Annotated in this window: 13 protein-coding genes; 1 reads left to right on the forward strand and 12 read right to left on the reverse strand. The window is 43.2% G+C overall.

Annotated features, from left to right (window positions below; genetic code table 11):
• Positions 1-22: 22 nt before the first annotated feature.
• The 9 genes from EBO34_RS10735 to EBO34_RS10775 form a co-directional block, all read right to left on the reverse strand.
• The gene (locus EBO34_RS10735) at positions 23-718 is read right to left on the reverse strand and encodes a 5'-methylthioadenosine/adenosylhomocysteine nucleosidase (RefSeq protein WP_122898687.1); all 696 of its coding nucleotides are present in this window, start codon (positions 716-718) and stop codon (positions 23-25) included.
• 159 nt (positions 719-877) lie between these two features.
• A complete protein-coding gene (gene motS / locus EBO34_RS10740; protein WP_122898689.1) occupies positions 878-1,645 on the reverse strand; it encodes a flagellar motor protein MotS in 768 nt (255 codons plus the stop codon).
• The gene (gene motP / locus EBO34_RS10745) at positions 1,635-2,450 is read right to left on the reverse strand and encodes a flagellar motor protein MotP (protein WP_122898098.1); all 816 of its coding nucleotides are present in this window, start codon (positions 2,448-2,450) and stop codon (positions 1,635-1,637) included. The genes motS and motP overlap by 11 nt, the downstream gene beginning before the upstream one ends.
• Positions 2,451-2,500: 50 nt before the next feature.
• Positions 2,501-3,508, reverse strand: coding sequence for a catabolite control protein A (ccpA, locus tag EBO34_RS10750; protein ID WP_122898100.1), 1,008 nt, complete (start codon positions 3,506-3,508; stop codon positions 2,501-2,503).
• A 191-nt stretch (positions 3,509-3,699) separates the two neighbouring features.
• Positions 3,700-4,257 (reverse strand): hypothetical protein, encoded by a 558-nt coding sequence (locus EBO34_RS10755; RefSeq protein ID WP_122898102.1) that lies wholly within the window; start codon positions 4,255-4,257, stop codon positions 3,700-3,702.
• Positions 4,258-4,435: 178 nt separating this feature from the next.
• Positions 4,436-5,533, reverse strand: coding sequence for a bifunctional 3-deoxy-7-phosphoheptulonate synthase/chorismate mutase (locus tag EBO34_RS10760; protein WP_122898104.1), 1,098 nt, complete (start codon positions 5,531-5,533; stop codon positions 4,436-4,438).
• Positions 5,534-6,310: 777 nt separating this feature from the next.
• Positions 6,311-6,640 carry a bacillithiol system redox-active protein YtxJ gene (gene ytxJ / locus EBO34_RS10765; RefSeq protein WP_122898106.1) on the reverse strand — a complete coding sequence of 110 codons (330 nt, stop codon included), beginning with the start codon at positions 6,638-6,640 and terminating at the stop codon, positions 6,311-6,313.
• 13 nt (positions 6,641-6,653) lie between these two features.
• Positions 6,654-7,121, reverse strand: coding sequence for a YtxH domain-containing protein (locus EBO34_RS10770; RefSeq protein WP_122898108.1), 468 nt, complete (start codon positions 7,119-7,121; stop codon positions 6,654-6,656).
• 3 nt (positions 7,122-7,124) lie between these two features.
• Positions 7,125-7,595, reverse strand: a complete 471-nt coding sequence (locus tag EBO34_RS10775; RefSeq protein ID WP_122898111.1) for a DUF948 domain-containing protein — start codon at positions 7,593-7,595, stop codon at positions 7,125-7,127.
• Between the two features lie 172 nt (positions 7,596-7,767).
• Here EBO34_RS10775 and EBO34_RS10780 point away from each other — a divergent pair, with 172 nt between their 5' ends.
• Positions 7,768-8,883 carry an aminopeptidase gene (locus EBO34_RS10780; protein ID WP_122898113.1) on the forward strand — a complete coding sequence of 372 codons (1,116 nt, stop codon included), beginning with the start codon at positions 7,768-7,770 and terminating at the stop codon, positions 8,881-8,883.
• Between the two features lie 101 nt (positions 8,884-8,984).
• Here the strand turns inward: EBO34_RS10780 and murC are convergent, their stop codons facing one another.
• The 3 genes from murC to EBO34_RS10800 all read right to left on the reverse strand — a co-directional run bounded on the left by murC (position 8,985) and on the right by EBO34_RS10800 (position 12,464).
• Complete coding sequence (murC, locus tag EBO34_RS10785) at positions 8,985-10,283, reverse strand: UDP-N-acetylmuramate--L-alanine ligase (RefSeq protein WP_122898115.1); 1,299 nt, start codon at positions 10,281-10,283, stop codon at positions 8,985-8,987.
• A 330-nt stretch (positions 10,284-10,613) separates the two neighbouring features.
• Positions 10,614-11,291 carry a hypothetical protein gene (locus EBO34_RS10795; protein WP_122898119.1) on the reverse strand — a complete coding sequence of 226 codons (678 nt, stop codon included), beginning with the start codon at positions 11,289-11,291 and terminating at the stop codon, positions 10,614-10,616.
• 66 nt (positions 11,292-11,357) lie between these two features.
• A complete protein-coding gene (locus tag EBO34_RS10800) occupies positions 11,358-12,464 on the reverse strand; it encodes a nicotinate phosphoribosyltransferase (protein WP_122898691.1) in 1,107 nt (368 codons plus the stop codon).
• Positions 12,465-12,489: the final 25 nt, after the last annotated feature.

Below are 12,489 nucleotides of genomic sequence, written 5' to 3' on the forward strand. Positions count from 1 at the left end.
TAAAGACTCTTTTTTAAGGTGATTACATTCGGCTCAGCATCTGCTCAACGATTTTGGCAGAACGCTCTGCAGATTCTTCCACAAACGTTGTAAAGCTCCCTGCTGCTTCTCCATTCGCTTTGTCGGAAATGGATCGCAGAATAACAAAAGGAACATTATTGACCATAGCTGCATGTCCGACAGCCGCCCCCTCCATCTCTACACAAGCACCTTCAAACATCTCACGCAGTTCATTTACCTGATCCCAGTCTGCGATAAACTGATCCCCGCTCAACACGATTCCTTTCATTACTGCTGACACATTCAGATCTTTAGCAGCTTCATATGACAGTGAAACAAGCTTTTCATCTGCCGGAAATGTTGAAGGACCATTAAACATCGGTACTTCTCCGCGTTTAAATCCAAGAGGGCTCGCATCGAGATCATGTTCAATACACGCTGTGGATACGACTAAGTCCCCCACTTCCAGTGAAGGGGCAAGAGCACCTGCCACACCTGTAAAAAGTATCGCTTCCACATTGTACAGGTCGATCAGTATTTGTGTTGTTACTGCTGCATTAACTTTTCCTACCCCGCACCTGGTAATAACAACTTCATGCTCGTGCCACGATCCTTTATATAATGTTAAGTGAGCTTTCTTCTCTTCAGTAAAGGAAGTTCCTTGCTTTAAAAAGTATTCAATTTCTTCTTTCATTGCTCCAATAATGCCTACTCTCATGTTGGTTCCCGCCTTTTTCAGAATCTTATCCATGTTCATTGTAAAGAGAATTGCCACTCCTGTCTATTCCTGAAGCAACATCTATCGGAAAAAGACGAAAAAAAGATCCGGGTGAAGGATTTCCCCGGAAATAGTAAAAAAGTGGATGATTATATCAAATTAGAACATGTCTTTACGATCGTATTCCGGATCGGAAATAACAATCACAACCCGGCGGTTCTGCCTCAGGTTTTCCTCAGTGGAATTAGGGGCTACCGGACGGGTGTCTCCATACCCTACTGCCATAAAACGTTCAGGATCAAGGCTGTTCTCATCAATTAAGTGCCTGATGACACTGGAAGCCCTCGCTCCTGACAGCTCCCAATTGGAAGGGTAGACTGTCGTACTGATGGGGCGGCTGTCTGTATGTCCTTCAACCTTAACAATATTAGGAATTTCATTTAGAAGGGTACCTACCTTGTCCAGAAACGGTCTTGCCCCTTCCAGGACATCAGCCTGGGCAGACCGAAAGAGCGTCTGTTCCTGCAGAACGAGTACAACGCCCCGTTCATCACGTGAGGCCGATATTTCTTCCTTCAACTCATATTCTTCCAAATACTCATTTACTTCCTGAAGGAGTTTATCGAGTTCTTCATTTTCTTCTTCCTCTAAATCAAGCAACGTTTCAAAAGAATCTTCTTCCATTTCAAACGGATCTGCTTTTACCTCTTTTTCTTCAGAAGGATGATCTGCAGGTATAAGAGATGGGAAATTATCAAAAATCGCACGGTCCTGAAAAGATTCTGCCAGAGCCTGAAACTTCTGAGAATCAACTACACTCATTGAAAACAGCAGAATAAAGAAAACGAGGATCAATGTCATCAGGTCAGAGAAGGTGACCATCCACTTTGGGGCACCTTTGGAAGAGTTCTGTTTTCTACGCCTGATCATAGGCGGCTTCTCCTTCCCTTGCCTCTGCCTCTTTTTCTTTAATCCTTGCCGGTAGAAACGCACCAAGCTTTTCTTCAAGTACCTTTGGATTCTGGCCTGACTGAACCCCGAGAATGCCTTCAATAATGATCTGTTTGATGAACACTTCTTCTTCTGTTTTATTCTCAAGCTTGTTAGCCATAGGCAGGAACACCAGATTTGCAAGAAGCGTTCCGTATAATGTTGTAAGTAATGCAATAGCCATATTCGGACCAAGGGTTGCAGGGTCATTTAAATTTTGTAACATAAGGACCAGACCGACAAGTGTACCAATCATACCCCAGGCAGGGGCATACTCCCCTGCTTTTTCAATTATGTAGCGACCTTTACGATGCCGTTCCTCCATAGCCACAACTTCAGCCATAAGAATATCCTTAATCGTTTCCTGCTCAATTCCATCCACAGCAAGAAGAACGCCTTTTTCAATAAACGGATCCTCGACTTCTTCAAGCCCCATTTCCAAAGCCAGCAGCCCTTCTCTTCTCGCTTTTGTAGATAGAGACTTAAACGTGGTTATCAGGTTTTGCAAGTCATAATCCTTAGAATGAAAGACTTCTTTAAAGACTTTCGGTAAAAGAGCCAGTTCTTGTTTTGAAAAGTTAATCAAAATTGCTGCTGACAGCCCACCAAGAACAATGACAATCGATGTCCATTGAACGAAAAAGTGGAAGTTGCCAGGGCCGGCATTAAAGAAGATTGCAAACAAAATCATTGTCAGACCGACAAAGATCCCAATCGGTGTAAAGTAATCGAGTTTCTTCATATTTCCTCTCCCCATCTTCTTTACCATCCGATTGGTCTTTGTCTTTTATATCAATCGGACGATTTCGTCGAATCGCGATACTCAATGCGATGCGGCAATAATACAACATCATCATTGACTTCTTCTTTATTCATATATTTAGTCAGCAGCCGCATGGAAACAGCGCCGATATCGTACATAGGCTGAACAACAGATGTTAATGTCGGACGTACCATGGAAGCAAGCCTTGTATTGTCAAAGCCGATTACTTCAAAGTCTTCCGGTACTTTGTACCCTTTGTCCTGCGCACCATGAATAACACCAAGAGCCATTTCGTCAGTAGAAGCGAAAATAGCTGTAGGCTTGTCTTCAAGAGAAGTCAGTGAGTCCATTGCTTCAAGACCTGAATCGTATGTGTAATCCCCGATTACAACATAGTCGTCGTTAAGTTCAAGTCCTGCGTCACTCAGAGCACGCTTATACCCGGCAAACTTCTGATAGCCATTGATCGGATCTTCAAGTGTTCCCGATAACATTGCAATTCTTTCATGTCCTTTATCAATGAAGTCTTTGACTGCGTCGTAGACACCTTGTTCGTAGTCGATGTTTACACTTGGGAATTCTCTGTCCTTATCCACTGTTGCTGAAAGGACAACCGGTACAGGAGACTGCTTAAACTGCTGGGCATGTTCCTCTGTAATTTCTCCTCCCATAAAAATCAGTCCGTCCACCTGTTTTTCCAGAAGAGTGTTAACTAGATGAATTTCTTTTTCTTTGTTCTGGTCAGAGTTACAAAGAATAATGTTGTATTTGTACATTGTAGCGATATCTTCAATTCCTCTTGCCAGTTCTGCAAAAAAGATACTTGAAATATCAGGGATGATTACACCCACTGTGGTCGTTTTCTTGCTTGCGAGTCCCCGCGCTACCGCATTTGGACGATAGCCCAATCGCTCAATTGCCTCCAGGACACGCTTTCTTGTGGTAGGTTTCACATTTGGGTTTCCGTTAACGACACGGGAAACCGTTGCCATAGAAACCCCCGCTTCTCTTGCTACGTCATAAATCGTAATATTCATTTATAGTCCTCCTTGCATAAATTACCATATTATGGCTTTCATGTTTTCATAACGTAATGCTATGATACGACACTTTAAGGAGGGGCGCAAATTCTTTATTTATATCGACATTTTGTGCCCCTGTATTGATACAAAACGAAATATTTCTCAGTTATTTTTTAATAAATACCTATTATCCATGAAAATAATGTCTAATTGTACTGAATGGTTTTCTGAACGACTTTTGGATTCTCTCCGTCACTTTCTTTCATTACTTTATACTGGAGTCTGTTTGTTCTTCCATTTTGTACAACATCCATCTCCATAACCGTTTGAGTCTTACTGTGCTCAACAATATTTATTGTCAGAGGATCAGCATCAAGAATGGTAGGCCATCTTACACCACGGACAGCTGCAAGGTATTCTCCTTCTCTGCTGCGGCTAAGGTCGGTCATTTTCTCAGATACGGTGTCTGCAAGCTCATCGGATAATACCTGCTGCAGATATTCATCAAGCTCTTCTTTCGTCGTGAAGGATTGAAAAACCGTAACCCCTTCTTCGTTCAGTTGAGTTTCAGATAATGGCTTGCGAATGTGAGACTCTGCCTCAGAGAGAAAATTAATGATTTTTCCCTTTTCTTTTTCTGCATCAGCCTGATTTGTAAATCCAGTGTATTCCATTGCACCGTCTTCGCCGGAATTCCCGCATCCTACCGCAAATCCCGAGAAAAGAGCCAAACAGCAAAACAGCCACATTACTTGCTTCATCATGTCTCACACCCTGTTTTTTCTTAGGTTGACACTTTCTCCATATCCCTATACATTTAAACTGCGGTTTCTCCGCTTCCGACTCAGGCTGTCGTAAGATAGTAAAAGGTATATAGAGTTGCGGCACAGCAAAAAGCCGCCTCAGTAATCACTACTGAGAGCGGCTGTGTTTCATTGAAGACTAGCCTTTAACGACTTTCTTTTGAGATTTGTAAAGCCCTGACTCTTCAAGCTTCGCCATGAAGTCATTGAACTCATCAATGTCCATTTGCTGGGCAGAGTCTGAAAGAGCAACAGCAGGGTCCGGGTGTACTTCTGCCATAACCCCGTCTGCACCAATGGCAAGAGCTGCTTTAGCCGTTGGAAGCAGTAAGTCTCTGCGGCCTGTTGAATGTGTTACATCCACGAATACCGGTAAATGCGTTTCCTGTTTAAGAATTGGAACAGCTGAAATGTCCAAGGTGTTTCGTGTTGCTTTTTCATAAGTGCGGATACCGCGCTCACAAAGCATTACATTTTTGTTTCCTTTAGATAGAATATACTCTGCTGCGTTCATGAATTCTTCAATTGTTGCAGAGAGTCCGCGCTTTAAAAGGACCGGCGTGTCTACACTTCCTGCAGCTTTTAGCAGCTCGAAGTTCTGCATGTTACGGGCACCAATTTGAATGACATCAACATAATTGACTGCCATCGGGATATCACCAGGGTTAACAATTTCACTGATTACAGCAAGTCCGTGCTTGTCTGCTACATCTCTTAAAATCTTAAGTCCTTCTTCACCAAGCCCCTGGAAGTCGTATGGAGATGTTCTTGGCTTAAACGCTCCACCACGCAGGAATTTAACACCTTGATTCTTAAGGGCAGCTGCAACAGCGTCTACCTGCTCGTAGCTTTCAACTGAACATGGTCCGGCGATTAACCGCTGCTGACCATCACCAACGCGCTCTCCGTTAATTTCTACAACTGTGTCATCAGCCTGCTTCTTTCGTGATACAAGCAGTGCTTTTCGATGATCGTCTTCCTGAAGTTCCAGACTTGCTTTAAAGATTTGCTTGAAGATATGTTGAAGGGTCGATGTTTCAAACGGCCCCTGATTGTTTTCTGAAATCATATCCAGCATTTTTCGTTCTCGAACAGGGTCAAAGCGATTTAGACCCTGGGCACTTTTTACCCGCCCAATTTCCTTCGCTAACTTTGCTCTCTCATTTATCAACTTCACTAATTGCAAGTTGACCTCGTCTAATTCTTTTCTCAACTCTTCTAACTGTTCGTTACCCATAGCTGATAACTCCTCTCCTTTGCATCGTGTTGACCTTATTCTTTTCGATTAGGGACTATTATAAACGATACGATTCTTTCTGTCACCCATTTTTTCTTTATAACTTAAACGCTTTTAAGCACTAAAGTAAATGAGCCTTGTCATGATGGGATTTTAGCGTTCAAATTATTTTAAATTTTTTATTTTGTTACTCTATGCTTGCCTGTTTCTTTTCGTGACAGCTACCTATTTTTTGTATGCGATGACGTTTGTTAACAAGAGGTGGCGTAACTTATATAGTTTTCTCCTTTGCGCCTTCGTCATCTTCACATATCCATCAAGATTAAGAAACATCGCTTTTGATATCCTTAAGGCTGTTTTTAACAATACTTGAACCCCTTAGGATTATTTTAGGAACTCCATGCGAACGCCTTCCGCTGCCTTATTTTACTTACACCAGTGATATTGTCTCTGGTTTGGGTTCTCAGGAGACTTAGATATCGGTAACCCATGAACGTTTCTCCTTTATTAACCCTCCTTATTTTGTCGAGGGAATTGTTGCAGACCGAATGTCCGCAGACTCCTGGACTTACGGTTGAAAGATTCTTGCAAGCATATCTGAGGACATTCATGCCGCACCCTGATTCAGTTTTTATCATTTAGTATTATTCCTTCCCTTGACGGCCAGGGCATCTCTCCCAAACACGCTTTCAGCCCGTGAGTTCCGCCAAAGACTGGCTTTAATGAACAGTACTATAAAAAAGCCTCCGGAAATGATAACTTCCGGAGGCTTCAACTTTATTGATTTAATGCACGTGCAAGGGTCTCTTTTGTCACATTCCAGTGGGAATCGTGCCATTTGACTTCGCCATCCTGAATAAGGAAAGCCTGAGGCGACTCATGCTTTACATTCAGCCTGTTGGCAATCTCATTGGACAGGGAACGGGCCTCCTGTACATCAAGATAAAACACAGGAACACTCTTCTCCTCTTCACTGAAATTCTCTGTTTCATTGAATGCCTGTGTACTAATCGGACAAGTAGTACTGTTTTTGAGAAAATAAAAATGCTCATTATCTTTGAGGAGCTTTTCCCACTCCTGGACGGTCGAGATCTTTGTCATACTCATAAAATAAACTCCTTTATTTGTTGTCGGATTCTGAATTAATTTTCTGCTTTTCTTTCTCTTCAACTTCACGGACCAGTTCTTCTACGGAGCGCTGAAGCTCTTCTACTTCTTTTTTCACGCTTGCAGCAATCTCTTCACCGGCTCCTTGAAGATCGTTAGTCAGGCTTTCAGCTGACTCGGTTAACTCTTCCACGTCTTTTCTTACTGCACGTGTAAGCTCCTTCACCCGCTCAACAAGTGTATTGGATTGTTCAGATACAGTCTGGGCAAAGTTAGATGTACTCTCTTTTGCCGTACTTGCAAATTCAGTGGTCTTTTCCTTAGCCAGCTTCGCACCTTCATTAATTTCTCCGCGAAGTTCCTTACCGGATTTCGGAGCAAGGAGCAGGGCAGTAGAAGCACCTACTATCCCACCAAGCAGGGTACCGATTAGAAAATCCTTCGTATTCATCTCGCTGCTTTCTTCATTTCGATTTACCATAATCTATTCCTCCCCATGTTTTCTGATAGGTTTTTCAACCGTGTTGGGTTTTACTTCCGTTTCTGCACGCTTTGCTTTCCATTTAGCCCAGACGTCCATGGCTGCATTCGCCCATTTGACCGTCTGTGCAACTTGTTCGGTGTTCTCATTTGCACGCTGACTTACTGCATCAGACATCTTTCTGACGGACTGATTGACTGTTTTAAGTGAATCCCCAAGCTCTTTGGCTGAGTCAAATACACCATTTAAGGAATCAGACTTTCTTTGAATATCATCTGCGAGCAGATTCGTTTTATGTAAAAGTTCCGTTGATTCTTTCGAAATACCATCAATCTGCTTCTCCATTCCTTCAACCGTTACTGACACGCTTTCAAGTGTTTTTGTTACAGCTTTAAGTGTACCAATCACATAGACAACGAGAACAGCAAAGGCGACTGCTGCAATGAGTGCACTTACATATACTAACCATTCCATGTCTATCCACCTCCTATACGTCTTCAAAGGCACCTGCCCTTGTACAATATTCTACATATTTTGTACTTATTCCTTTAAAAAAAGAAAGATTTCCTCCTGTTACGTTCCTTCCTCTTTTCAGTTAAACTAAAGAAGGACATTCGTCCTTACATAAATGAAGGAGGAGATACTTTTGAGAGATCCCCGTATTCAAACATTAGCCAAAAACCTGATTAATTACTCCGTCAATTTGCAAAAAGGAGAAAATATTTTAATCGAGAACTTCGGAATTCAAAAAGAGTTGGTCAAGGCACTCGTTGAAGAGGCCTATGCCGCCGGTGGAAATCCGCAGGTTTTACTGAAGGACCATGAAATTAACCGTACCCTTTTTACCGGCGCTTCAAACGAGCAGCAGCAGCTCCAGGCTCAGATCGAAGCGTTTGCAATGGAAAAGATGGACGCGTACATCGGCCTTCGCGCAGGCGACAACATCACAGAATTATCAGATGTTCCTGCAGAAAAAATGAGTCTGCACTCACAGACAGTCGGCACGACGGTTCACCGGCATATCCGGGTACCGAAAACAAAATGGGTTGTCCTTCGTTACCCGACAGCATCAATGGCCCAGCTTGCGAAAATGAGTACAGAGGCATTTGAAAACTTCTACTTTGATGTCTGCAACCTTGACTACAGCAAAATGAACGAGGCTATGGACGCCCTGGTGACCCGCATGAACAACACGGATCAGGTACGGATTACAGGTGAAGGGACAGACCTTACTTTCTCCATTAAGGACATCCCAGCCATTAAATGTGCCGGAACAATGAACATTCCTGATGGTGAAGTCTACACATCACCTGTCCGTGATTCCGTTAACGGAACGATCCGTTATAACACGGCTTCCCCATACCAGGGATTCACTTATGAAAACATTGAGCTCACATTTGAAAACGGCAAGGTTGTAAATGCCACAGCAAATGACACAGAAAAGATCAATCAGATTTTTGATACAGATGAAGGGGCCCGCTTTATCGGTGAATTCGCCATCGGTGTTAACCCATTCATTAAGCATCCGATGCAGGACATTCTATTTGATGAAAAAATTGACGGGAGCTTCCATTTCACACCCGGTCAGGCATATGATGATGCCTACAATGGCAACGACTCTGCCATTCATTGGGATATCGTCTACATCCAGCGCCAGGAATACGGCGGTGGTAACATCTACTTTGACGGCGAGCTGATCCGTGAAAATGGCTGCTTTGTTACAGATGATCTTAAATCCCTCAATCCTGAAAATCTGAAGTAATCAATGACAAACTGACTTTAAGGCACCGCGGTGCTTTTCGGTCAGTTTTTTCATGTGAAAAGAAGCGAACCCAATGATTTGAATTCGCTTCTGGATGCTGCTTATTCTGCAAGACTTTCATAGGCATTTTGAAACTTTTGAACGTCCCCTGCTCCCATAAACAACAGAATGCCGCTTTCGTGCTGAACGAGCTGGTTGACAGATTCCTCATCCACCAGGATGGAGCCGGGAATACGGCTCTGCAGATCCTGAATTGATAAGGCCTGCGCTTTTTCACGGGCAGAAGCAAAGATATCGCACAGATATACTTTGTCTGCTTCTTTCAGGCTTTCTGCAAAATCATCAAGAAACGTCTGTGTCCGCGTAAATGTATGAGGCTGGAAGATCGCAACCACTTCACGGTTCGGATACTTTTGCTTCGTTGCTTCAATCGTAACAGCAATTTCAGTCGGGTGGTGCGCATAGTCATCAATCAGAACCTGATTACCGAATGTTTTTTCACTGAAACGGCGTTTAACACCTGAGAATGTTTTCAGATGCTCCTGAACAATGGACACGTCAATGTTTTCATACTCACATAACGCTATCACACTAAGGGCATTCAGGATATTGTGGTTACCAAATCCCGGGATGGTAAATGAACCGTACGCTGTGTTTCTTACAAACACGTCAAAGTGTGTTCCTGTAGAGTCCACAGTAACATTCTTGGCCTGGAAATCATTCTGCTCACCAAATCCGTAATAGACAACCGGGACTTGGGCATTAATCTGCTGAAGATGCTCGTCATCTCCACATGCGATAATGGCCTTCTTTACTTGTTTGGCCATATCCTGAAATGCCGAGAACACATCGGCCACATCTTTGAAATAATCCGGGTGGTCAAAATCCACGTTTGTCATAATAGCATAGTCCGGGTGATAGTGAAGGAAATGCCGTCGGTACTCACAAGCTTCAAACACAAAGTACTCGCTGTCTTCCTCACCTTTCCCTGTTCCGTCCCCGATAAGGTAGGACGTAGGCTTAGCCTGCTGCAACACGTGGGACATTAAGCCTGTAGTCGATGTCTTCCCGTGAGAACCTGTAATGGCAATGCTCGTAAAGCGTTGAATAAACTCGCCTAAAAACGTAGGGTAAGGCTGAACGTCAATCCCTTTGTCTTTCGCCGCCTGAACCTCTTCATGATCTTCACCATAGGCTGCAGAAGCAATAATCGTCTGGCCATCCTGAATGTTTTCCTTATTAAATGAATAAAGAGGAATGCCCTTCTCTTCAAGGGGCTTTTGTGTAAAAAAGACCTTATCTACATCTGAACCTTGTACATCATATTTCATATCACTTAGAATTTGCGCAAGGGCGCTCATCCCTGATCCCTTTATCCCGATAAAATGAAACATTGTCATAATTGGACCTCCAAAATTGAGTAATCACATAAATGGTGCCCGAATGCGTCTAAGCCGTTACCATAAGTATATGCCTACAGCCTGATTTCGGGAATACCTTATAAAATACTAACCCATTATAGCAGATTAAGAAAGCTTCAACCATCACTCCACTTTCATGCATCTAAAGTTACAAGCCGGTTAGTACTCTTGTCCCATCGATTTGCAAAAGCTGCAAAGAGCTTTTGGTCTGTTTGTATACTAATGTAACCTTTTCCATTTTTATTCAATCTGAAACCTCTATCTGAAGGCACTGGAAAAAGTTCGTTCTTTAACTTTTTCCACTGCCTTCTATCTGTGTTTGGCATACCTCATAAAATCGACCCCGTACTCTTTCAAAAACCGTTTCACCCTGACGTTCTCCACTTCTTTACCCGTCGAGTCAATGGCATCATTCACCTGTGCTTCCACACGTTTCACATCACTGTCATCTATAATAAATACAGGACCGATTATTTTATGGCTGAAACCCGCCGGTACGATACGCATAAAGGCAAAATCGCCTTTTGAAACCTCAGCTGTTATTAAAAACGATTCTACTTCTTCGATGTCCCCAGTTAATTTCCGTTCGACCGTTAACCGCTCTCTCGTTTCTTTGAGTACTTTAACAGGCTCGAGCGTCATTAGCATTAAATGTCCGCACAAATCCAGCATCGGCTTTGAGAGTTCGTTTTTATAATCGCGGACAAACAGATCAAAAATCCGTGAACCGATTACCGTCACATAATCAAACACAAACCAGTGCTCAAAATGAAGCTGCAGGGACTGATCAAATGCCTGATTCCGTGGAAAATCAATCTTATGGGAAAACAGATGCTTCGCCCTGATTTTTTCTCTTAAGTTCGCCTGTTTTTCCACATATGTAAACAAAAGCCCGTAGACATCCATCAAGGCCTGATCACTCTTTCGCTGTTTTTCCTTTTTAAGCTCATTAAAATCTACTATGAAAGAGGTGCGTTTTTGATCCATACAGGCACTTCCTCTCCATGCGAAATGAAAAGGCTGCGACAGAATAACTGGCGCAACCCGGGGCGTTTACTCATTTAAATTAATCGGTTCCAGCCGTGGGTTCGGGCGGTACTTCCTTCCGAGCTTTGCCTGGTGCTCTCCGTCAAGCAAAACATTATCCCCGGTAAATGGAACATTCAGTTTTAGCAGGCTGCTGCCCACTCCGTAAATATCCACAGGCGCATGGATCTCTTCGTATCTGGATATCCGTTCTGCATCAAACCCGCCGGATGCTACAATTTTAACATGGGTATACCCTTCTTCATCCAGTGCCTCCCTGAGAGCAAACAACAGTTTAGGGTTTACCCCGCGGGGATCGAATGTCCCAAGGAGTTCAGGATTCCTTGAGAAATACTTATCAACAAGTGTATTGGACGTATCTACCCTTACCCCTTTGAGCTTGTCTCCAAACTCTCTCGCTACTTTAAGTGAGTCCGTAATCACATCGTTGTTGTAATCCACAAGAGCCATGAGATCATCTTCAGGGTAGGTCTCATGGTAAGCACGGCAGGCTTCTACAAGATCTCCTTTAAATAACTGAATGAGGGCATGAGGCATTGTCCCCATTCCTTTTTTTCCCCACCATTCATTCATGGCGTGTGTGGCCTGGGCTCTTGACCCGCCTATGTATGCTGCATAACCGTCTCCGGCCTGTTGGGTATAGTGATCATCACGGTCGCCCATAAAAATCACTGGCTTGTCTACTCCTCCGGATCGTGCTGCTTTCACCACTTCATAAACATTGGTTGCAACAGACGTTCTCCGTGCAAGAATTCCGTCAATGACACCTTCAAGGTAACCGAAGTTCTGGTAAGGACCTTTAATGGTCATGACCGTTTCAAACGGCTCTATTTTGTCTCCGTCTTCGAGGGAGTGGATCTCCAGCTCCTCAGGATTTTCAGCAAATGTTTTAAGCAGGGCAATGACTTCATCCGTCCCGCAGAGAACGGCATTTTTTTTCTGGAAAAACTGCATAAGAACTTCGTTATCCGGATGATACTTCTCGGCAATTTCTTTTGTTTTCAAGAAATAAACAGCAGAGAACCAGCCTTCTCCAATCCGCTCATCAAATTTAAATGTAGTGTTTGTCAATCGTTTAATTTCGCCGTTAAGCTTCAAAGAAATTTCCTTCATCTGACTGCTCCTCATTTTAAAAAAA

Origin of the sequence: Alteribacter keqinensis (assembly GCF_003710255.1) — a bacterium.
GTDB classification, from domain to species: domain Bacteria; phylum Bacillota; class Bacilli; order Bacillales; family Salisediminibacteriaceae; genus Alteribacter; species Alteribacter keqinensis.